The organism is Affinirhizobium capsici (assembly GCF_977018625.1).
In genome coordinates, this window is record NZ_CDRNXD010000004.1 from 2,441,120 (window position 1) to 2,461,782 (window position 20,663).

20 protein-coding genes are annotated in these 20,663 nt (G+C 56.0%); 8 read left to right on the top strand and 12 right to left on the bottom strand.

Annotated elements, in window-relative coordinates:
* Positions 1 to 58: 58 nt before the first annotated feature.
* The 7 genes from AC0JZ1_RS15065 to AC0JZ1_RS15095 all read right to left on the bottom strand — a co-directional run bounded on the left by AC0JZ1_RS15065 (position 59) and on the right by AC0JZ1_RS15095 (position 8,787).
* A complete protein-coding gene (locus AC0JZ1_RS15065; RefSeq protein WP_471883142.1) occupies positions 59 to 1,192 on the bottom strand; it encodes a Gfo/Idh/MocA family protein in 1,134 nt (377 codons plus the stop codon).
* 26 nt (positions 1,193 to 1,218) lie between these two features.
* Positions 1,219 to 1,980 carry a sugar phosphate isomerase/epimerase family protein gene (locus tag AC0JZ1_RS15070; RefSeq protein WP_471883143.1) on the bottom strand — a complete coding sequence of 254 codons (762 nt, stop codon included), beginning with the start codon at positions 1,978 to 1,980 and terminating at the stop codon, positions 1,219 to 1,221.
* 37 nt (positions 1,981 to 2,017) lie between these two features.
* A complete protein-coding gene (locus AC0JZ1_RS15075) occupies positions 2,018 to 4,462 on the bottom strand; it encodes a beta-mannosidase (protein ID WP_471883144.1) in 2,445 nt (814 codons plus the stop codon).
* An 11-nt stretch (positions 4,463 to 4,473) separates the two neighbouring features.
* Positions 4,474 to 5,562 (bottom strand): ABC transporter ATP-binding protein, encoded by a 1,089-nt coding sequence (locus tag AC0JZ1_RS15080; RefSeq protein ID WP_471883145.1) that lies wholly within the window; start codon positions 5,560 to 5,562, stop codon positions 4,474 to 4,476.
* Between the two features lie 5 nt (positions 5,563 to 5,567).
* A complete protein-coding gene (locus AC0JZ1_RS15085) occupies positions 5,568 to 6,509 on the bottom strand; it encodes a carbohydrate ABC transporter permease (protein ID WP_471883146.1) in 942 nt (313 codons plus the stop codon).
* The gene (locus AC0JZ1_RS15090; RefSeq protein ID WP_471883147.1) at positions 6,502 to 7,404 is read right to left on the bottom strand and encodes a carbohydrate ABC transporter permease; all 903 of its coding nucleotides are present in this window, start codon (positions 7,402 to 7,404) and stop codon (positions 6,502 to 6,504) included. The genes AC0JZ1_RS15085 and AC0JZ1_RS15090 overlap by 8 nt, the downstream gene beginning before the upstream one ends.
* A gap of 147 nt (positions 7,405 to 7,551) precedes the next feature.
* Entirely contained in the window at positions 7,552 to 8,787 is a 1,236-nt protein-coding gene (locus AC0JZ1_RS15095; RefSeq protein ID WP_471883148.1) for an ABC transporter substrate-binding protein, read from the bottom strand.
* Positions 8,788 to 9,183: 396 nt separating this feature from the next.
* Between AC0JZ1_RS15095 and AC0JZ1_RS15100 the strand changes: the two genes are divergently transcribed.
* Positions 9,184 to 10,239: a LacI family transcriptional regulator gene (locus AC0JZ1_RS15100; protein ID WP_471883149.1), complete on the top strand. Its 1,056-nt coding sequence runs from the start codon at positions 9,184 to 9,186 to the stop codon at positions 10,237 to 10,239.
* Positions 10,240 to 10,316: 77 nt separating this feature from the next.
* On the opposite strand, the gene AC0JZ1_RS15105 is transcribed toward AC0JZ1_RS15100, so the two are convergent.
* The gene (locus tag AC0JZ1_RS15105; RefSeq protein ID WP_377396917.1) at positions 10,317 to 10,481 is read right to left on the bottom strand and encodes a hypothetical protein; all 165 of its coding nucleotides are present in this window, start codon (positions 10,479 to 10,481) and stop codon (positions 10,317 to 10,319) included.
* Between the two features lie 142 nt (positions 10,482 to 10,623).
* Between AC0JZ1_RS15105 and AC0JZ1_RS15110 the strand changes: the two genes are divergently transcribed.
* From AC0JZ1_RS15110 to AC0JZ1_RS15120, 3 genes are read left to right on the top strand one after another with little or no spacing between them, the layout of a single operon-like run.
* Positions 10,624 to 10,974: an ArsC family reductase gene (locus AC0JZ1_RS15110; RefSeq protein WP_471883150.1), complete on the top strand. Its 351-nt coding sequence runs from the start codon at positions 10,624 to 10,626 to the stop codon at positions 10,972 to 10,974.
* Between the two features lie 12 nt (positions 10,975 to 10,986).
* Positions 10,987 to 11,466, top strand: coding sequence for a Cys-tRNA(Pro) deacylase (ybaK, locus tag AC0JZ1_RS15115; RefSeq protein WP_471883151.1), 480 nt, complete (start codon positions 10,987 to 10,989; stop codon positions 11,464 to 11,466).
* Positions 11,467 to 11,514: 48 nt separating this feature from the next.
* A complete protein-coding gene (locus AC0JZ1_RS15120; RefSeq protein ID WP_471883152.1) occupies positions 11,515 to 12,768 on the top strand; it encodes an aminopeptidase in 1,254 nt (417 codons plus the stop codon).
* Between the two features lie 48 nt (positions 12,769 to 12,816).
* On the opposite strand, the gene AC0JZ1_RS15125 is transcribed toward AC0JZ1_RS15120, so the two are convergent.
* Positions 12,817 to 13,665 carry an EamA family transporter gene (locus AC0JZ1_RS15125; RefSeq protein ID WP_471883153.1) on the bottom strand — a complete coding sequence of 283 codons (849 nt, stop codon included), beginning with the start codon at positions 13,663 to 13,665 and terminating at the stop codon, positions 12,817 to 12,819.
* 79 nt (positions 13,666 to 13,744) lie between these two features.
* Here AC0JZ1_RS15125 and AC0JZ1_RS15130 point away from each other — a divergent pair, with 79 nt between their 5' ends.
* Positions 13,745 to 14,233 (top strand): MarR family winged helix-turn-helix transcriptional regulator, encoded by a 489-nt coding sequence (locus tag AC0JZ1_RS15130; RefSeq protein WP_471883154.1) that lies wholly within the window; start codon positions 13,745 to 13,747, stop codon positions 14,231 to 14,233.
* On the opposite strand, the gene xseA is transcribed toward AC0JZ1_RS15130, so the two are convergent.
* Entirely contained in the window at positions 14,230 to 15,843 is a 1,614-nt protein-coding gene (xseA, locus tag AC0JZ1_RS15135) for an exodeoxyribonuclease VII large subunit (protein WP_471883155.1), read from the bottom strand. The genes AC0JZ1_RS15130 and xseA overlap by 4 nt on opposite strands.
* A gap of 191 nt (positions 15,844 to 16,034) precedes the next feature.
* Between xseA and AC0JZ1_RS15140 the strand changes: the two genes are divergently transcribed.
* Complete coding sequence (locus tag AC0JZ1_RS15140; RefSeq protein WP_471883156.1) at positions 16,035 to 16,307, top strand: hypothetical protein; 273 nt, start codon at positions 16,035 to 16,037, stop codon at positions 16,305 to 16,307.
* Here the strand turns inward: AC0JZ1_RS15140 and AC0JZ1_RS15145 are convergent.
* The gene (locus tag AC0JZ1_RS15145; protein WP_471883157.1) at positions 16,289 to 18,139 is read right to left on the bottom strand and encodes a hypothetical protein; all 1,851 of its coding nucleotides are present in this window, start codon (positions 18,137 to 18,139) and stop codon (positions 16,289 to 16,291) included. The genes AC0JZ1_RS15140 and AC0JZ1_RS15145 overlap by 19 nt on opposite strands.
* A 133-nt stretch (positions 18,140 to 18,272) precedes the next feature.
* Between AC0JZ1_RS15145 and AC0JZ1_RS15150 the strand changes: the two genes are divergently transcribed.
* Together AC0JZ1_RS15150 and AC0JZ1_RS15155 are read left to right on the top strand one after the other, a co-directional pair.
* Positions 18,273 to 19,283, top strand: coding sequence for a glycosyltransferase (locus AC0JZ1_RS15150; protein ID WP_471883158.1), 1,011 nt, complete (start codon positions 18,273 to 18,275; stop codon positions 19,281 to 19,283).
* Complete coding sequence (locus AC0JZ1_RS15155) at positions 19,280 to 19,678, top strand: GtrA family protein (RefSeq protein ID WP_471883159.1); 399 nt, start codon at positions 19,280 to 19,282, stop codon at positions 19,676 to 19,678. Before AC0JZ1_RS15150 ends, AC0JZ1_RS15155 begins: the two co-directional genes overlap by 4 nt.
* On the opposite strand, the gene AC0JZ1_RS15160 is transcribed toward AC0JZ1_RS15155, so the two are convergent.
* Positions 19,675 to 20,661 carry a Gfo/Idh/MocA family protein gene (locus AC0JZ1_RS15160; protein WP_471883160.1) on the bottom strand — a complete coding sequence of 329 codons (987 nt, stop codon included), beginning with the start codon at positions 20,659 to 20,661 and terminating at the stop codon, positions 19,675 to 19,677. The genes AC0JZ1_RS15155 and AC0JZ1_RS15160 overlap by 4 nt on opposite strands.
* Between the last annotated feature and the right edge of the window lie 2 nt (positions 20,662 to 20,663).

Sequence of the window (20,663 nt, forward strand, 5' to 3'; positions counted from 1 at the left end):
CTCTCCTCCTCGCCATGCAGACCGGCCCTTGGCAGCGGCAAGGGCCGGTGCTTTGTTCTCAACGCAACAGCGCTTGAGCTTCCTCGATACCCAGCGCAGCAGGCTGTGTGCATGTCGTGGTCATGTCAATGAAGCGACCTTCCTCACCACTCTTCAGAATAGAAGTCATGACGTCGATGCCATGCAGGGCGCGGTCGAGGGAGCAACGGGCATCCCGCCCCTCGATCAGCGCCATAGCCATATCTGCCAGACCGGCGGTGCGATAATTGGCGCGGGGGCCGCGGGGGCTTTCCTGGTTATCTTTTGCGAAGGGATGATCCCACATATCCAACGGCTTGATGTCCGTATCGCGACCACTTGCCTCGACAGATCCGCCGAAGAAGTTCGGGTCGGGCACATAGATGGAGCCCTCAGTACCGTATAGCTCCATATTGGCATGACGGTGCGACCAGACATCCCAACTGGCGGATAGCGTAATCGTCGCACCGTTGACGAATTCCAGCAGCGCATGGATGTTGGTTGGCGTCTCAACCGGAATAACCGTTCCGGCCAAGGGCTGGCTCGTTACCGTGCGCGTCGGATTAGCCATGGACGTGAGCGCTGCCACGCGCTTGACCGGACCAATAAGGTTGATGAGGTTGGCGATATAATACGGCCCGAGATCGAGGATCGGCCCCCCACCCGCCAGGAAGAAGAAGCCGGGATTGGGATGCCACATCTCCATGCCGGGGCTCATGACATGGCATGTGCCGGAGGTGATGCGACCGACAGCGCCATCATCGATCATCTTTCGCGCCAACTGATGGGAGCCACCAAGGAAAGTATCCGGTGCACAACCAATGGCGAGGTTCTTTGCTTTGGCGAGCGCCCGCAGCTCCTCGCCTTCTTCCAGCGAAAGAACCAGCGGCTTCTCAGAATAGACATGCTTGCCGGCTTCCAGAATTGCCTTGGAAACGGCAAAATGGGTTGCCGGGATGGTGAGGTTGACGATGACATCCAGCTCGTCATTCGCCAGCAATTCCTCGACCGATTGCGCCTTCACGCCGTATTCCTCGGCGCGAAGTTCTGCTGCATTGCGATTGATATCCGCGACAGCCAGCATCTTCAAACCTTTGAAGAGCGGGGCGAGCGAAAGATAGGTGGTGGAAATATTGCCGCATCCAATGATGCCGACGCCGAGTTCCTTGGCCATATGCGCCACTCCGAGAGATATTAGTTTCAGTAGGCCTTGAAGGAAGCGATTGAGCGCGTGATCAGGCGGTCGATGTCCTTCGGATTGTCATGCTCCACCACGAAGTGTTTGGCAGACGTCTGGCGCAGTTTCGCCATGAGATCTTTCCAGGCTACGGTTCCATGGCCAACATCCGCCCAGCCATCCTCATCGGTATTTTCGCCCGCTGGCGCGATGTCCTTCACGTGAACGGCGCGGATGCGATTTGCTTCTTTTTCGATCCAGGCGAAGGGGTCCGCATTGCCGCGCACGACCCAGGCGATATCAGCTTCCCATGCCAAGTCCGGGCCGCCTGCAAATATCTGCTCCTGAGGTGTCGAGCCATCGGCAAGCTTCTGGAACTCGAAATCATGGTTGTGCCAGCCGAACACGTAGCCAGCATCCTGATAACGCTTGCCCGCCTCGCCCAGCCGCTTGCCGAAGGCGTGCCAACCGGCTGAATCGGACGGGCGCTGATCGGGCAGCAGATAAGGGCAATAGATGGCTTCTATGCCAAGCGTTTTGGCGATCAAAAGCGCCTGTGCCGGTTCCTTTTCCAGCATATCCAGCCCGAAATGGCCGGTTGGCATGGTCAGACCATTGGCATCCATATCCGCTCGAAGGCCTTTCAGCGCGGCTTCGTCCATGGTGGCGTAGATGCCGCCATAGCCTTCTACATGAGCGTAACCTGCAGCTCTCAGCTTCTTGAAGATTTCGGAAAGCGGCGGAAAATTGCGGGCGCTATAAAGTTGAAAACCAAGTTCAGTCATCATGTCCTCCCGGGCTAAATTGAGCCCTCACTGGTGATTAAATGGAAGCCGTGCTCGTGGAGCAGGCGTGTAGATCGTAGAGACGGAAGTTCGGAACTCCCGCATTCGGGTCTTGGGGGGTAAAGGTGATGCGCCGCATTTCGCCAGTGGCGAGATCGAAAGCGTTGTCGGAGAAGCGACCCGGTTGATCGCTTTCCACCAGCACGTAAAGCGCAAGCCCGGCGGCTTGAACCGTAAGGTCATAACTGCCCGTAACAGCAGGCTGAACATCAAGCCCAAGACCCGCTGGCTGGAGGTGAAGCGCCTTGTAAGTGCCATGGACATAATGCCCTTCTCCGCCTGTGCCATCGGTCGCGGTGAAGCTCCACGCAAGCAGGCAATCGGAAGGAATTTCCGCCGCATCGATCTGAGTTGCCACGACGGCTGCATCGGGTGAGCAGAGGGCATCAAGTGTGCGCAGCGAGCGCCTTTCGCCAGATAGGGTGAGCAGTGACAAATTGAGCGTGATCGTCACGTCTTCAGGCGTATCGTTCACCACAGAGAAGCGGATTTCCGTGCCGTCTTCAGATGGAATGGCCGCCACATTGACCGGCTGGAAGAAACGCCGCGCCACATAGTGCAGCACCTTCCAGCCGCCGCCGTAATCCAGACTGGACCATGAAGCGACCGGCCATGTATCGTTGAGCTGCCAGTAAAGCGTGCCCATGCAATGGGGTTTCAATGAGCGCCAGTAATCAACCGCAGTTTTGATGGCGAGTGCCTGCTGCACCTGGCTGAGATAGACAAAATTGTCGAAGCCTTCCGGAAAGCGGAAATAGCGGAACATGGTAGCCGCAATCCGCTCGTTGCCACCGGCATTTTTCTGGTGCAGTTCCATGACCGGCGAGGCGATGTTCATATCGCTCTCTGCCGCATAGGTGCGGATAACCGGCAGGGACGTATAGGACTGAAAGCCGAATTCCGAGCAAAAGCGCGGGCGCACCTTTCGATAATCCTCAAATGGCTTGTTCTCGTGCCAGACGGACCAGTAGTGCATGTCGCCGGAGCCATCCGCGTGCCACGCATCGCCGTAATCGAGATAGCCGGAAGCAGGGCTTGAGGGCCACCAGATTGCATCCGGCGCGGCCTTCATCAGCGCCTGCTCGATCGTGCGGTTCAGGCGGTCATAGGAAACAAGGTAGCGATCACGGTTCTCAAGTGATTCCTTGAACCAGTTGAGCGCGCCCACCAGCTCGTTATCACCGCACCAGAGCACGATGGAAGGATGAGAGATCAGCCGACGGACCTGATAATCCACCTCCTCCTCGACATTCTTCAGGAAGTCCGGCGTGGAAGGATAGAGGTTGCACGCAAACTGGAAATCCTGCCACACCATGAGACCGAGTTCATCGCAGGCTTCATAAAACCAGTCGTCCTCATAAAAGCCCCCACCCCAGACCCGGATCATGTTCATATGGGCTTCTTTCGCCGACTGAAGCAGATCACGCGTTTTTTCCGGGCTTGTCAGGGAGAAGAGGGCATCGGCAGGAATCCAGTTGGCACCCCGGCAAAAGATTTCGCGCCCGTTGATGCGCAGCGCAAAGCGGCTTCCGGCTTCATCGGCATCTGTCAACAGTTCGACAATTCGCAATCCAATCGTTCGGACGACGGTTTCCGAGGGTATCTCGACAGTCAGCCGATAGAGGTTTTGCTCCCCGCTGCCAGCGGGCCACCACAGTTTCGGCCTCTCAATGTGAAAGCGATGACTTACAGAGCTAAGACCGGCCTGAACGTCGACATTCAGTTCAACCTCCTGCTCCCCAAGCATCAGGCGAACTGGCAATGATCCTTGCGTCTTCGCGTAAATCTCAACCGTGACGGTTACATCAACCGTATCGCCGTGATGCTGTTGGTGGGTTGTCACATGCTCAATGCGAGCCTGTTCCACGCGTCGCAGCTGCACCGTTCCATATAGCCCAAGCGGTGCAATCGCGATGTTCCAGTCCCAACCGAAGTGGCATTGCGGTTTGCGCAGCAGGTTTCCATTCGGGATGGGCGAATTGGCGGTTGAATAAGGAATGTAGAAAGGTTGCTTCGCCTGCCGTTCCGCCCCTTCCCGGATGCTGGAATGGAACAGAATGCGGATGCGATTTGCGCCTTGCAGGAGGGCATGGCTGACATCCGGGCGGTAACGCTTGAAGCAGTTATCCGCCTCAAGCACCGTCTGGCCGTTGATCTCGATCGTGGCAACCGTATCAAGACCGGTTATATCAAGATACCAATCACCATGCTCATCTTCGAGCATGAAATCCCGCTCGATCTGCCAGTCCATATCTGCGACCCAGCGCAGATCCAGCTCGTTGCGGCCGAAATACGGGTCCGGTATCAAACCCGCATTTTTAAGAGCGGTATGAACGTCTCCCGGTATCGGCATCAGAGCCTGCGTTTCTTCATCGCGTGAAGAAAGCCGCCACTGCCCGGCAAGATCGACATTGGATGTCATGATACTTATCCTTAGATGCGGTCTTCCGTTTCGGCATCAAACAGGGATGCAAGCCCCATGTCGAAACTCATGCGAACCCTGGAACCGGGAGCATACCGGCGTGCGCCCGCAATTCTGACGGCCATGGTATGGCCCGCATGCTTTAGCCAAAGCAGGTTATCGGCACCCATGGGTTCTTCGATATCAACCACGGCCTCATGGTTCTCCCGCGCTGCTTCCGGCTGGTCGATGCCGACATGCTCCGGACGCACACCCAGCACGACCTTACGGCTCGTCGTCAAAGGTCCGTTTGCCTGGTAACCGTCAAGCGAGAAATCCACGCCATTCGTGCGAAAAGCAGGTCTTCCACCCGCATCCACGATTTCGCCGCGCAGGAAGTTCATGGAAGGAGACCCGATGAATCCCGCAACAAACAAGTTGCGCGGCTTGTTGTAGATGGCGATCGGATCATCCAACTGCTGGATGACGCCGTTTTTCATGATGGCTATGCGATCCGCCAGCGTCAGCGCTTCGATTTGGTCATGCGTGACGTAGATCATCGTATTCTTCAGGTTCTGGTGAAGACGCTTGATTTCGACGCGCAATTCCGAACGCAGCTTGGCGTCCAAATTTGAAAGCGGCTCATCGAAAAGGAAAACATCGACATCGCGCACCAGCGCACGCCCAATGGCCACACGCTGGCGTTGACCGCCGGATAGTGCTGCCGGACGGCGCTTGAGCAGCGGGCCAATCTGCAGAATTTCAGCCGCACGTGCCACGCGCTTGTCGATCTCGGCCTTAGGCACCTTCGCGACCTGAAGACCAAAGGACAGATTCTTCTCCACCGTCATCTGCGGATAAAGCGCATAGGACTGGAACACCATTCCAATGCCCCGGTCTTTCGGCTCTTCCCATGTGACGTTGCGATCCTTGATAAAGATCTGCCCCTCGGTCGGCTCCAGCAGACCAGCGATACAATTCAGCAGAGTGGATTTGCCACAACCGGATGAACCGAGCAGCACGAGGAACTCGCCATCGTGAATATCGAGGTTGAGATCCTTGAGAACGGTAACAGCACCAAAGGAAAGTGAAAGGTTACGGATAGAAACACTATTGGCCATATAGATCAGCCCTTTACTGCGCCGGCGGCAATGCCACGGACGAACAATCTGCCGGAAATGAAGTAGACGAACAGCGGAACGGCCCCAGTGAGCAGCGTTGCCGCCATGTTGACGTTGTATTCCTTCACGCCCTGGACGGAGTTGACGATGTTGTTGAGCTGCACAGTCATCGGATAACTATCCGGCCGTGTGAACACGACACCAAAGAGGAAGTCGTTCCAGATGCCGGTGACCTGCAGGATCATGGCGACCACGAAAATCGGCAGCGCCATGGGCAGCATGATGCGGAAGTAGATCTGCCAGAACCCGGCTCCATCGATGCGGGCTGCCTTGAACAACTCCTCCGGCAGCGAGGCGAAGTAGTTGCGAAACAGGAGCGTCAGAATAGGCATGCCGAAGATGGTGTGCACGATCACAAGGCCGGTTAGCGTGCCATAGATCCCAAGTTCACGCAGGATGATAACGATGGGGTAAATCATGACCTGATAGGGGATAAAGGCACCCACGATCAGAATGGAGAAAAACAGTTCCGACCCTTTGAACTTCCAGTTCGACAGCGCATAGCCGCTTACGGATGCCACGGCGATGGAGACCACCACGGAGGGCAGAAGGATGCGAACCGAATTCCAGAAACCTCTGGACAGACCGTCGCAATTGAGGCCCGTGCAGGCGCTTGCCCAGGCTTTGGCCCAAGGCTCGAAGGTGATTTCCACGGGCGGTGAGAAAATATTGCCGAGCCGGATTTCCGGCATACCCTTCATGGACGTGACGACCATGACGTAAAGCGGCAGCAGGTAATAAAGCGCAGCGACGGTGAGCATGCCATAGAGCATGATGTTCCGGCGCGAAAGGACCTTCTTCGGCTTGCGTCCGCTTGGCCCTGCAACCTCTGGCGTCACAGCATCGAAACTGGCAGCCGTGCTGTTGAGAGTGGAGATATTAGCCACGCTTTTTACCTCCGAATTCGAGATAGGCCCAAGGAATGATGATGATGGCAACGGTAATCAGCATCATGGTGGAGGCGGCAAAGCCTTGCCCCAGATTTTGAGCCTGGAACATATAGTCGTAGACGTATTTTGCTGGCACTTCCGACGCTATGCCAGGGCCGCCGCTCGTCTGGGCCACCACGAGGTCGTAGACCTTCACGATGCCGCTGGCGATAAGAACGAGTGTGGTTATGAAGACCGGGCGCATCATCGGGATGACGATGAAAAGGTAGGTGCGCCACATGGGAATGCCGTCCACGCGCGATGCCTTCCAGATATCCTCATCGATACCGCGAAGACCAGCCAGCATCAGGCACATGACAAGCCCTGTTCCCTGCCACAGGCCAGCAATCAGAATGCCGTAAATAACGATATCCGGATTGTAGAGCGGGTCGAAATGGAAATTGGTGAAGCCGAGGCTGCGCACGATACCTTGGATGCCGAATTCCGGGTTCAGGATCCATTGCCAGACAAGGCCTGTGACGATGAAAGATAGCGCGAATGGATAAAGGAAGATGGTGCGAAAGATATTTTCGAAGCGGATTTTCTGATCCATCAAGGCGGCCAGAACAAAGCCGATGACGAGACTGAAAATCAACGACAACACGCCGTAGATCGCAAGGTTCTGGATAGACATGATCCAGCGTGGAGCTGCCCAGAGCCGCTCATATTGATCGAGCCCGATGAATTGCAGGCGTGGCAGAAGGCTGGAGCGGGTGAAGGAATAGACAATCGTCCAGATGCTTCCACCCAGAAAAACACCCACAGCCACAAGGATCATCGGGATCAGGGCGATCTTGGAATTCAAATTTCTAAACAGCTGGTTCGGTCTGCCAGCCGGCGCAGGCATTGTCATGTAAAGAGATCCTCCTCATCAGCGGGCATAGGGGGCGAGCATTGGGGATTGCGCCAATGCGTGCGATCAGATGCCATCATCATCCTGTTGGGGATGGAGAGCCGGCCCCTCTTCGCAAGAAGAATGAGCCGGCCCGCCGCGGGGTGATCAGTCTGCCGAACCGATAATATCCGCGAAGCGCTTCTGAGCATCTTCTGGAGTCATCGATGTATTGGCAAAGAACTGGGAGAACAGGTCCTCTTTCTGCTTTTGAGTGTCCGCAGACAGAAGCTGGTCCGGACTTGGCAAAACCTGATCCTTGGCGAGGATTGCCAAGCCCTTCTTCATGCAGTCGTTGGCAGCGGACAAATCGACATCGCCACGCACCGGCAGTGAGCCCTTCTTGAGGTTGAAGGCTACCTGCACCTTGGGATCAACGATTGTTTCCGCAAGAGCCGCCTGGGCCTTGGTCTTCTCGGCATCTTTTAAAACCGGGAAGTAGAAGGCGTCGCCGTTTGCGGTCAGATACTCATTGACGCCAAGGCCAGGCAGGCATGTGTAATCGGTTCCGGCCTTCTTTCCGGCCAACTGAAATTCGCCCTGCGCCCAATCACCCATGATTTGGCCACCAGCCTTGCCCGTGACAACCATGTTAGTGGCCTGGTTCCAATCCTGAACATTGGAGCCCTTTGCCATCTTGCGGGCGTCATCTGCCGCCTTGAAGATTTTCGCCATTTCAGGACCAGCGGCCACTTTGGCGTCTTTGTCCTTAAAGATCTTCATGTAGAGATCTTTACCGCCCAGTGAGATGATGAGCGTATCGAACGCACCTGCGGACTGCCATGGTTGACCGCCAAGGGCGAGAGCCTGAATTCCGGCCTTTTGCAGGGCAGGACCGGCCGCTACAAACTCATTCCAGTTCTTTGGGACTTCAACGCCTGCCTTCTTGAAAGCATCGTTAGAAAGCCACAGCCATTGCCAGGAATGGATGTTCACCGGCGCGCAATAAATCTTGCCATCAATCGTGCAGCTTTCAAGCAGGCTGGCGGGCTTGATAACCTCTTTCCACTTGTCCTTTTCAGCCACATCACTGAGGTCGCGCATCAAGCCTGCCTCCACAAGCTCCTGCGCCTGACGACCATGGTTGAACTGGGTGGCACCCATGGGGTCACCGCCTGTAATGCGGCTGATCATGATAGGGCGCGCTGTTCCGCCGGAACCGGCAATAGCGCCGTCAACCCATTTATTGCCAGTCGCGTCAAACCCTTTGGCGAGTTCCTTGACGGCTGCAGCCTCACCACCGGATGTCCACCAATGGGTAACTTCCAGGTCTGTTGCGAATGCAGGTACTGCCGGCAGCATGACGCTTGCCACGAGAACGGCTTTCAAAGCACGCATAATCATGAGTCTCCTCCCTCACTGAAACGTTGCCGTAAAAAAGCTATGCTAAACACCAAAAGAGCGCAACCATGAATCTTAATAAAAAATGTGACGCCATTTGAATTCTCGTCAAACTAGCAAATAGGGAGGGAATTGCAGAATGGAGAAAATCTAACATGCTGTTTTAAATAGATAAAATCATGATAATGTGTTTTATATTCGCAATCGCAAAAAAATTTGTGCGCATGCGTTGCACAATCATAAATCGCAATTCTTCTCTCTGGCAAGTCAGATTGAGCTTGCGCTTCTACCTGTAACGTTTCAGTTTCTACTGATCGTGCTTTTCCTAAATTGCTCGCGCAAGCGTTTCAACTCGTTGTCGACATAGCTATAAGGGGGCACAGGAATGGTGGACGGGACATGGACGACAGCAATCAACCAAGATCATCCGAACAAGCGATGGCAGGCGGCACAAGGCCGACCCTGAAGACGATTGCTTTTATGACTGGTCTTGGCATCACAACCGTTTCCCGCGCACTGAAAGACGCACCGGACATCGGAGCCGAAACAAAGGAGCGTGTGCGGCTGGTCGCAGCGCAACTGGGCTACCAGCCCAACCGGGCCGGCGTTCGCTTACGGACGGGTAAAACCAATGTCATTGCACTGGTGTTGAGTATTGATGAGGAACTCATGGGCTTCACCAGCCAAATGATGTTTGGCATTTCCGAGGTGTTGGCAGGTACGCAATATCATCTGGTTCTGACACCACATGTGCATCACCGCGACCCAATGGTTCCTATACGCTACATTCTCGACACTGGCTCTGCGGATGGAATGATCATCTCGCGCACCTCACCAGACGATCCCCGCGTAGCATTGATGACGGAACGCCGCTTTCCCTTTGCCACGCATGGCCGCACGGATATGGGCATCTGCCATCCCTTTCATGATTTCGATAATGAGAGCTATACCTACCAGGCCGTGAAGAAGCTGGTGGAACGAGGGCGCCGCCACATCGCACTTCTATCACCACCGACCAAACTGTCATATTATCAGCACAGCAGGATTGGTTTTGAGCGAGCGCTTGCGGAAACAGGTGCTCGCGAAGTTTCCATGGGCCGGGTGACAAGCGAAGCACCGCTCGAAATGCTACGCACATCCATGGAAAAGCTGATGCATTCTTCCGATCCGCCCGATGGCGTGGTCTCGATCAGCGGAAGTTCCAGTATCGCTCTCGTGGCGGGTTTGGAGGCTGCGGGAAAGCGACTCGGTCACGATCTTGATATCGTCTCGAAGCAATCCGCAGACTTTCTAAACTGGATCCGTCCGGAAATTATCACTGTGAATGAGGATGTGCGGCATGCAGGCCGGGAATTGGCGAAAGCGTTGATTGCCCGCATCGATGGGGTTGCGCCCGATCTGCTTCAGAGCATCAGTAGCCCTATATGGCCTGATGCTCCACCTGATGAAAAGTAGCGTAAGCCTGAACCCGGATACCAAAAGAGCCGCGACAGGCGCGGCTCGGTATCACCACATTTGCGGTTGCAAATGGTTTAGGTGCGGTCGAAAGCCGCCGGGTCGATGCCCAGCGTTACAAGATCGCGCTTCTTGGGTTTGCGGCCAGCCTCAACGGCGGCAGAAGCAGAAGCAGCGGCACCGAAAACAGCGATGGCACGACCAATAAAACCACCGCGCATCCTGTTGATGTTCGTAGACATTTTCATCTCCTTTTCGATATCCAAAATATGGGATTTGACCTGACCTTTTGCAATGCACAAGAGATGATGGTAGCCATGCAACTGACGCATGGATTGGCATATAGTCTTAACAATTGGTAATTGCTTGGAGACAGGGGCGGATATGGTCACCATCTACGGTATCAAGAACTGCGACACGATGAAGAAGGCGCGGGTGTGGCTTGAACAGAACGGGGTCGAGCACAGTTTCCACGACTACAAATTGGCAGGTATCGACCGCCAGCATCTGGAAAAATGGGTTGCCGCCACGGGCTGGGAAACAGTCCTCAATCGTGCTGGCACCACATTTCGTAAGCTTTCGGAGGACGACAAGACAAATCTGGATCAGGAAAAGGCCATTGAGCTGATGCTGGCGCAGCCTTCCCTGATCAAAAGGCCTGTTCTTGAAGCGAAAGACCAGATCATCGTCGGCTTCAAGCCGGAGATTTACGAAGCCTTCTTTGCTGCTAGGTGAGGTGCAGGGGCCATGTCTAAAACCACCCGCGCCACACAGACGCTCACTCAGGCGAAAGTTTCGTTCACGGTCCACACCTATGACTATGATCCAAACGCGGAGCGCATAGGCCTCCAGGCGGCCGAGGCAATCGGTGAGGAACCACATCGCGTTCTGAAAACCTTGATGGCCGAGGTGGATGGCAAGGCTGTGTGCGTGGTCGTGCCGTCAGATCGCGAGGTTTCCATGAAGAAGCTTGCCGCCGCTTTTGGTGGCAAATCTGCCGCCATGATGAAGCCTGCGGCGGCAGAAAAGGCGACGGGTTTTGTTGTGGGTGGCATCAGCCCGTTCGGCCAGAAGAAGAAGGTGCCAACTGCTATCGAGCAAGCGGCCATGAATGAGCCGCTGGTCTATATGAACGGCGGCCAGCGGGGCCTTCAGGTGCGTCTGTCGCCACAGGATGCGGCGCGCGTTCTGGATGCCATCATCGCACCGGTTGTTGCGGACCACTGAAGAGCGGCCTATCTGTTTGACAGTGAGTGAAACAACGAGAAGCAGATTATGTCCCTACACACCGAGATCAAAAATCCTGTCGATCCCGTGAAGCTGGAAAAGCTGGCGGAAGTTGCCGTCAAGGTTGGCCTTCAATTGCAGCAGGGACAAGATCTCGTCATCACCGCGCCTTTGGCGGCCCTTCCGCTGGTCAGGCTGATCACCACACAAGCCTATCGAGCCGGTGCTGGCATCGTTTCTACCTTCTATTCGGATGAGGAAACGACCCTTGCCCGTTTCCGTCACGCCCCAGATTCCAGTTTCGATAGGGCAGCGGGATGGCTCTATGAGGGCATGGCTAAGGCCTATGAAGGTGGGGCCGCGCGACTCGCGATTTCGGGCGACAACCCAATGATGTTGGCCAATGAAGATCCGGATAAGGTCTCACGCGCCAACCGCGCCACATCGATTGCCTACAAGCCTGCTTTGGAGAAGATCTCCAACTTTGACATCAACTGGCACATCTGCTCCTACCCGAACCCAGCTTGGGCCAAACAGGTTTTTCCGGGTGTTGGTGAAGAGGAAGCCATCCACCGTCTGGCAGAAGCCATCTTTGCAGCGTCCCGCATCAACAATGACGATCCGATCGCCGCTTGGGCGGACCACAATGCCAATCTAAAAAAGCGTTCCAGCTGGCTCAATGATGAGCGCTTCGCCGCGCTGCATTTCACCGGCCCTGGCACAGACCTGATGGTGGGGCTGGCTGACGGACATGAATGGCATGGCGGCGCATCGAAGGCGAAGAATGGCGTTGTCTGCAATCCCAATATCCCAACCGAAGAAGTCTTCACGACACCGCACGCGCTGAAAGTTGAAGGCACCGTTTCATCTACCAAGCCGCTCTCACATCAAGGCACGTTGATCGACAATATCCAGGTTCGGTTCGAAGCGGGTCGCATCGTCGAAGCCAAGGCATCCAAGGGCGAGGACGTCCTGAAGAAGGTTCTCGATACGGATGAAGGTGCCCGCCGTCTTGGTGAGGTGGCGCTGGTACCGCATTCATCTCCTATCTCCGCGTCGGGCATCCTGTTCTACAACACTCTGTTCGATGAGAATGCGTCCTGCCACATTGCGCTTGGACAGTGCTATTCGAAGTGCTTCCTCGATGGCGCATCGCTGACGCCGGAACAGATCAAAGCACAGGGCGGCAATTCCTCGCTCATCCACATCGATTGGATGATTGGCTCCAACCAAGTGGATATTGACGGCATTCGCGTTGATGGCTCGCGCACACCCGTGATGCGCAAGGGCGAATGGGCCTGATTGAAAAGATGATGCGCCTGCTTTAACGGCAGGCGCATTCCTCCTTTTCTAGCGAAGTTGTGCTCGCTGGCTGAGCCAGACGCTCAGAAGCACTACAGCCACACCAAGCGCCTGCTGGACATCAAGTGACTGCCCAAGGATGAGCCATCCGAGCAGAACGGCGGTCACCGGGCTCAGGAAACCCAGTGCGGAGGCGGCTGAGGGTTCAAGACGCGCAATACCGCGGAACCACAGCATATAGGTAATCGCCCCACCGATGATGCCCAGATAGACGAAGCCTGTCAGGTTCTGAAGCGAGGGAACCGGCAATGTCGGTTCAAAGACCAGCGCAAGAGGCAGCAACCATAAACCGCCCGCCGTCAGCTGCCATGCGGTGAATGTGAGCGGGGAGACGGGCGGACGCCATTTGCGGGTCATCACGGTACCCGTTGCCATGGAAAGCGCGCCTGCCAGCCCTGCTACCACTCCAACAAAATCAAGATGTGCATTGGGTGTGAGCACCAGGAGCGCCACCCCGCCAATGCCCATGATACCAGCAAGAACGGACAAGGATCGAATTGTTGATCCCAAGACGAGCGATGACAAAACAATGACGATAAGCGGCTGGATGGCACCGACCGTGGCAGCGACACCGCCGGGAAGACGGTAAGCCGACACAAACAGACAGCCCCAGAATATTGCGAAATTCAGTCCGCCCAGGATGAGGCTTTTCCACCACCATTCCCCAAAAGGGAGTTTGCGTACGATGACGAGCAAGAGGATACCGGCTGGCAGAGCGCGAAGGGCGGCAACCGTGAGCGGAAGACCCGGCGGCAACATTTGCGTCGTGACGATATATGTCGAACCCCATACAGCAGGCGCAACAGCGGTAATAAGCGTATCCGTGAGACGAGACATATTCTTGAATCCAACTATCTTGATATCAAGATAAATGGATTAATCTTGACGTCAAGATAAAATCTTGGATACTGCACCCATGGATCACGTCGAAACCATTCTGCATCAATGGCGCAAGGAGAGACCCGACCTTGATGTCGCTCCCATGGGGCTGCTCGGTCGGCTTGGCCGGCTTTATGCCCATCTGGATCGAGAGATTGAGGCGCTTCTGGCACGGCATTCGCTCAATCGCGCGAGTTTCGACGTTTTAGCGACGCTGCGCCGCTCCGGTGCTCCTTATAGGTTATCGCCAGGCGACCTGCTGGCAACGACGATGGTGACGTCCGGCACCATGACCAACCGCATTGACCAACTTGAGAAACAGAACTTGGTTCAGCGCATACCCAATCCGCAGGATGGAAGGAGCGTGCTGATTGGGCTCACCCCGCAGGGTCTTTCCATCATCGAAGACGCACTGGCCGCCCATGTAGAAAATCAACACCGGCTGACCGAAACGCTCTCGACGGAGGAGTTTGAAGCGCTGGACAAGCTACTCGCAAAGTATCTTTCCGCCTTTGAATCGCGTTAAAACAGGCTGCCCTGCTCTGGCGGCGGGTCACCGGAAGGCTTGGTCAAGCTGCGTTTGCGCGGCGCAACGACCTGACTGTTCGGAGCGCTCGGCGGCGATGCCACTCCGTCGCCGGCTGTTGCTGCGATGCGACCATCGGCAAACTCGATGGAGAGCACCTGACCAGACGAGACATCTTCTGCACGTGTGCGAGGCCGATTATCCTCATCGCGAATGACGGCATAGCCACGCTTCAGGACATTTTTATAAGATAGCGACTGCAGAATGCGGTCATGCGCGAGAAGTGCTGAACTGCGGCGGCCCATGGCATTGGTGACAGCCGTATCGGCATGGCGCATCGACGAATTCAGCTTCATCTGCTCCCGCTCGATCTGCCCCTTCAAACGTTGTGGCAGGGAGGAAAGACGCGCCTCCGCCTTTTGAACACGACCGCGTTCGCTCAAGAGTAGCCGCTCCACGCAACGGTCCTTGCGCAGGATTTTTTCAGCAATCCGGCGGCGGTTGTCCGCGATGCGATTGACCAGAAGCTCCAGCCTCAGACCCGCCTGCGCCCTTTCCAGATGGTGACGCTTGGCAGTTGCCGTGCGTTCCAAACCACGCCCCAGGCCAGCACTTGCCTCATCAAAACGACGGCGCGGAAGCGCCAGCAGCTGATCGAGAGAAGGAAGCGCCCGAACAAGAGCACGCAAGCCCTGGCGCCGGGTGTCCATCTGGCGGGAGGCGCATCCTCGCAAACGTGCAGTGAGGTTTGCCAGTTGCGCATCGAGTTCCGCCTTGACCGGCACAGCCATTTCAGCAGCACCTGTTGGCGTGGGTGCCCGAATGTCGGCGGCGTAATCGATCAAGGTCCAGTCGGTTTCATGGCCAACGGCAGAGATCAGCGGAATCGCACTTTCCGCCGCTGCGCGCACAACAGCCTCATCATTGAAGCTCCAGAGATCTTCCAGACTGCCGCCGCCACGCGCAACGATCAGCACATCCGGGCGGCGGACGGGACCCAAGGGGTCGAGCGCGTTGAAGCCCCGGATGGCACTCGCCACTTCATCGCCAGAACCTTCGCCCTGCACTTTGACGGGCCAGACAATGACATGAACCGGAAACCGATCTGTGATGCGGTGAAGAATGTCACGGATAACCGCCCCTGTGGGCGAGGTCACGACACCAATGACATGTGGCATGAAGGGTAGACGGCGTTTGCGCTCCGGGTCGAACAAGCCCTCTGCGCCGAGCTTTCTCTTCCGCTCCTCGATCAGCGCCATCAGCGCGCCAGCACCGGCAGGCTCCAAGGTCTCAATGACGATCTGGTATTTGGACGATCCGGGGAAAGTCGTTACCTTGCCAGTGGCGATCACCTCCATCCCCTCTTCAGGACGGAACTTGAGCTTGGAAAAGCTGCCTTTCCAGATCACCGCATCGATACGCGCCTTATCGTCCTTCAGCGCAAAATAGGCATGGCCCGATGAATGAGGGCCACGATAGCCGGAAATTTCGCCGCGAACACGCACATGGTCGAAAGCTGTCTCAACGGTTCGCTTGATGGAACCGGAAAGCTCCGACACCGAAATTTCGGCAAGATTGGTTTGCTGATCGCTGAAGAAAGGCCTGTTCATGGATCTGTCTTAGCGCATTTCGCTAAAGGTTTCATCTGCGCAAATGCGCATATCCAGCACTCTCGTTCACCGCTCCTTAAACCTGCTACGAAAGATTTCGGTACTCAGGCAGACAGTTTGGAAACTTCTTAAATGCCTCAGCCCTTATGCAAAATGTGTGGCCTGCGTTTCGGCCATCAAGGAGCTGTGACGTGCTGTTTTTTCTTGCCGCTGTATTGGCCTGTACGGCCCTGATTTACCGGTCCCTAACCGTTCTCTTGGTAAGCGGCATCGGTCTGGTAACGGCCTTTACGGTAGCAAGCCTGTCCCAGGCCTCTTTCACTTTTGTGAATCTCTTGATCGCGATTGCAGGCTTTAACGGCGCGATTATGGCCTCTATCCTGCTGCTTATGGCGTTTCACAGTAAAGGCCAACCAAGCTTCTTCGTCCGCTGCCTTCCCCGATTTCACGGCTTGACGCGGTAAAGGCGAAAGCTCTGCTCTTTTGTGGTGGGGAGTGCTTCCAAGAACGCTGGCACCTGCCCCTTTTCCAGTAAAGCATAGAGCCCATCTGGCTTCATACGGGCAAGGTTTGTAGTCTGGGTGTCTGTGGGGCAGAAGGCGAGTACGGAGACCTTCGCACCACGCAGAAAGGCCTCGGCCTCCTTGGGCTGCGAGAGCCCGATGTGCAGTTCGGTAAGCATGCCTGCCTGATTGCGATGGTAGGGCGCGGTCAAAACGCGGTGTGGCGTGTAGCGCAAGATTTGAGCGCCACTATCCGAGGGAGCCGCCACGACACCGGCTGGCAGTGCGGCAAGCGCTTGCATGTCAGCGCTATTGCGGCAGGCGTTGTTCCCGTCTGAAACCGTGGCTGTTGCGTTTGTCAACACGCGCAGGGTCAGTGAATCACCAAAACCCTTGGTGCTGACAGCGCCGAAGAAGACCCAGACAATCGGCACCGCACAGAGAACCGTTATGATATAGGCAAACCCGGCATTCATGTTTTCCGGCTCAGCATTCGAAGACCGCTTGAGGTCCGTAATGATCAGGGCAAGCGGCAGGATGGCGAGCGCATTTGAGATGAAAGATCCTCGGATCTGGATCAAGGAAATGGCCCAAGCCGTGGCCACCAGCGCCAGCAGCACCAGATGGGGCTCTACACGTTCGCGGTCCAGAACTCGGAATATACACACCATGATGGCGAAGAAGCCAACGGCGTAAAAGCCGCCAAATGTATCCGGTGCCTGCCGCAACTGTGCCAGCGCAGGCTGCGCCTCAACGACACCATCAAGCCAGAGAGAGACCAATAGCGGATCAAGGTTGCCGAGCGGATTGCCAATGCATTGCGGCGCAATCAGCAAAGCAGCAATTGCCACACAGCCTCCTAATCCGCCGAGAAACATCATGCGCATTCGCACATCAAATTTGGAACCCAGGCGCGCAATCAGGAACAACCCTGCCCCGCCAATCGCGGCGAGGGAATAGAAGCCAAGGGAAAGATTATCGCAGGTGACAGTACCGTAGTGCGACGGCGGCACCGTCGCGAAGAAGAATGCGGATATGCCAAGCGTCAGCGCAAGGCCGAAGCTACGTGCTGCTTTGGCAAATTCCTCTCCGTGCCATGCCCATTGCGCAGCCACGACAAGACACGCAACTGCAACGATAGGCAATGTTTCGGCCCCGATTGCCATAGCAAAGGCTGCAGCCAGTCCAGCCAGCGCATGGCTGAAACCGCCTCGCCTGCGATCCACCAGCATGGCCGCAACAAACATGAGCACGGTGAGCTGAATATTGTGGTGATCCAGCGCACCTGGGTAAAAGCGCAGCGTGGTGAAGAGATACAACACACCAATGCCAAGGCCGATATGCATGGTGGACACGCCACCGAGACGGCGGCAGGCAAGCCCCAGCGAAAACAGAAAGCCCACAGCGAGCGACAGCGGCCAGACCATGGCAGCCATAGCTTCTGCCTCTTCCCGAGTTTGCGTGAACATCGAAAACAGCCGGATAAGCGCTGCAATCGGCAGATCCACCAGCCGTGACCAATGCATCAGAGTTCCGCTTTCCAATCCCAAGCGATACTGGGTAAGATCGAACCAGCCCTGCCCGTTGAGGAAATCGCGCACCTCGACCAGACGCATCACGTCGTCATTATCCGGTCCGATATAATCGCTTGTGGTTGGCAGGTAAAAGGTGAGGATGGCACCGATCAACAGCACAGCGTAGAAGGCGACACTTGGGATCAAGCGGCTGAACGCGCCTTCCGGGGCCTTGCGTTCATCATCCGGAAAGGCATGGCCGCTCGTTGAATAGGTCATAACAGCTCGCCCCTGGGGTGGCATGGTTTACGCTTGGTTTCGAAACCTAGCTTTAACCTTCTCAAGAAATAGTAAAATCCGCTGCGTTCAGCATCCGTCCCCCGGCGGAACAGCCCCTTGTATCGAGTTTTCCATGGATGATGCCGCCTTACGCAATTTGAAAATTGCCGTACTCCTACCCTGTTACAACGAAGCGGCAACCATTGCCTCGGTTGTGCGGGGGTTCAGAGCAGCACTGCCGCAGGCAAGCATTTTTGTCTATGATAACAACTCAACGGACGGCACTGCACTTGCCGCCATGCTGGCAGGTGCGGAGGTTCGGCGTGAGCGCAGACAAGGCAAGGGGCATGTGGTGCGCCGCATGTTTGCCGATATCGATGCCGACCTTTACATCATGGCGGATGGTGACGGCACCTATGCGCCACAGGACGCGGAAGAATTGATCCGCACCCTGCTGACCGAGCGAGTGGATATGGTGGTTGGCACCCGCCGGGGCGTCCATGCGGATGCCGGCCGCCAAGGCCATGCTTTCGGCAACAGGCTGTTCAATCTGCTTTATCGGAAGCTTTTCGGCACCGATTTTACGGATATCTTTTCGGGCTATCGCATCTTTACCCGCCGGTTCGTGAAAAGCTTTCCAGCCATCTCCTCGGGTTTCGAGATTGAGACGGAAATGTCTGTCCATGCCTCACGTCTCAACCTGCCCGTGACCGAATTGGAACTTGACTACGGCAGGCGTCCGAAAGGCTCCGTCTCCAAGCTCTCCACCTTCCGGGATGGTTTGCGCATCCTGCGCATGTTTGCCATGCTGATGAAGGAAACGCGCCCTTTTGCCTTCTTCGGCCTTATAGCCCTGTGGCTTCTGGCGGCGGGCTGCTTATTTTCACTTCCTGTAATCATCGAATATATCGAAACCGGCCTTGTTCCACGTATGCCGACCTGGATGCTGTCGCTGATGCTTGTCAGCTTGTCAGCCATTTCGCTGACAGCAGGGGTCATCCTTGATTCCGTGGCGCGAGGCCGCAACGAGGTTCTGCGGCTGACCTATCTAGCGCAGGCAGATCACTTGTTTTCCAAAACAACTGCGGTTCCGCTGGTCACTGATCCTAACGGCACGTCGGAAAGCGGGAGTGCTGCGGCGTGAAGCGCATAGCCTGGTTTCTGTTCGCAGGCGGAATTGGCTTTGTTATCGATGCTGGCCTCACCTATGCGTTGATTTCAAACGCGGGCCTTAGCCCCTTTTTCGCCCGTATCCCCGCCATCATGGCAGCCATGGCCGCAACCTTCATCATCAATCGCAGCCGAACCTTCGGTCGTTCACCTCATTCGCTAGCAAAAGAAGGTTTCCGCTATTGGGTGGTGGGTATTACATCCGCGCTGCTGAATTACGCGGTCTATTCGCTGCTGATGCGTGGGCTTCCCACGCTTCAGCCTCTGGTCGCAGTCATTTGCGGATCAGCCACCGCCACCTTTTACTCGTTTTTCGGCTATTCCCGCTTCGTATTCCGGCATCATAACCGAAAGAGACAGGACGATTAGACGGCTTCCCAGCCGTCCTTATCGCTCGCGCGGTAGATAGCATCGATAAAACGCTGGTTAGCAAGCGAATTTTCAAGTGTCACGACTTCGGCCTTATGACCTTGTGCCGCACTGGCAAAGGCTTCCGCCTCCCGTCGATACTGGCGGCTATCGGCAAAGCGGAAGATCTCGCAACGACCATGCTTCTGGTCATTGAGTTCCACCTCTTCCGCACCGTAGCGATCTGCATTGAAGGGTGATTTGACCTCGATGAAGCCCTCCGTTCCGTGGAACACCATCACCTGACGCGCCGCCATCTGGGTTGAGATGTAGAAGCTTAGCTCAAAATCGCCGAAATCGGCTTTGACACTTGAATAGATGTCCGTGCCGAAGTCGGGATCACGCTCCAAAGTCGCCTGAACGCGCAGCGGCTCCTTGCCTGTCGAAAAGCGTGTAGCCATTGTCGGGTAAACCCCGATATCCGGTAGACCGCCACCGCCCTGCTCCGGGATGTTGCGCATGTTGGAGGGGTCACGGTTGAAGTAGGAGAAGGCGCCCTGCACATGCCGAAGTCGACCGATGGCACCCTGCGCCAACAATTCCCGCACCTTATGCCAAACCGGCGCATAGGTGATCATGAAGGCTTCGGAAATCAGCACCTTATTGCGGTCGCGCGCCTCAATCAGCTGCCCAATATCGCTTGCTTTCAATGCAATCGGTTTCTCGCACAGCACATGCTTGCCTGCTTCCGCAGCCTTGATCGTCCATTCCACATGCTGGCTCGTGAGGAGCGGAATATAGACGGCATCCACCACGTCTGATGCCAGCAGTTCTTCATAGGAACCAAAGGCATGCGGAACTGAAAAGCGATCCGCCATGGCTCGCGCGCGCGAAAGGTCACGGCTGGCAATGGCCGAGACCACGGCATTCTCCGCATCTTGAATAGCGGGGACCACAGCCTGCTGACCGATGCGGGCGGTCGAGAGAATACCGAAACGAAACATCA

Bases quoted from the DNA above. Each gene is read 5' to 3' on its own strand.
- AC0JZ1_RS15090 (WP_471883147.1), bottom strand. From the start codon at position 7,404: ATGACAATGCCTGCGCCGGCTGGCAGACCGAACCAGCTGTTTAGAAAT.
- AC0JZ1_RS15070 (WP_471883143.1), bottom strand. From the start codon at position 1,980: ATGACTGAACTTGGTTTTCAACTTTATAGCGCCCGCAATTTTCCGCCG.
- AC0JZ1_RS15130 (WP_471883154.1), top strand. From the start codon at position 13,745: ATGGATCACGTCGAAACCATTCTGCATCAATGGCGCAAGGAGAGACCC.
- ybaK (WP_471883151.1), top strand. From the start codon at position 10,987: ATGTCTAAAACCACCCGCGCCACACAGACGCTCACTCAGGCGAAAGTT.
- AC0JZ1_RS15150 (WP_471883158.1), top strand. From the start codon at position 18,273: ATGGATGATGCCGCCTTACGCAATTTGAAAATTGCCGTACTCCTACCC.
- AC0JZ1_RS15110 (WP_471883150.1), top strand. From the start codon at position 10,624: ATGGTCACCATCTACGGTATCAAGAACTGCGACACGATGAAGAAGGCG.
- AC0JZ1_RS15120 (WP_471883152.1), top strand. From the start codon at position 11,515: ATGTCCCTACACACCGAGATCAAAAATCCTGTCGATCCCGTGAAGCTG.
- AC0JZ1_RS15065 (WP_471883142.1), bottom strand. From the start codon at position 1,192: ATGGCCAAGGAACTCGGCGTCGGCATCATTGGATGCGGCAATATTTCC.
- xseA (WP_471883155.1), bottom strand. From the start codon at position 15,843: ATGAACAGGCCTTTCTTCAGCGATCAGCAAACCAATCTTGCCGAAATT.
- AC0JZ1_RS15125 (WP_471883153.1), bottom strand. From the start codon at position 13,665: ATGTCTCGTCTCACGGATACGCTTATTACCGCTGTTGCGCCTGCTGTA.
- AC0JZ1_RS15160 (WP_471883160.1), bottom strand. From the start codon at position 20,661: ATGTTTCGTTTCGGTATTCTCTCGACCGCCCGCATCGGTCAGCAGGCT.
- AC0JZ1_RS15145 (WP_471883157.1), bottom strand. From the start codon at position 18,139: ATGACCTATTCAACGAGCGGCCATGCCTTTCCGGATGATGAACGCAAG.
- AC0JZ1_RS15095 (WP_471883148.1), bottom strand. From the start codon at position 8,787: ATGATTATGCGTGCTTTGAAAGCCGTTCTCGTGGCAAGCGTCATGCTG.
- AC0JZ1_RS15075 (WP_471883144.1), bottom strand. From the start codon at position 4,462: ATGACATCCAATGTCGATCTTGCCGGGCAGTGGCGGCTTTCTTCACGC.
- AC0JZ1_RS15105 (WP_377396917.1), bottom strand. From the start codon at position 10,481: ATGTCTACGAACATCAACAGGATGCGCGGTGGTTTTATTGGTCGTGCC.
- AC0JZ1_RS15080 (WP_471883145.1), bottom strand. From the start codon at position 5,562: ATGGCCAATAGTGTTTCTATCCGTAACCTTTCACTTTCCTTTGGTGCT.
- AC0JZ1_RS15100 (WP_471883149.1), top strand. From the start codon at position 9,184: ATGGACGACAGCAATCAACCAAGATCATCCGAACAAGCGATGGCAGGC.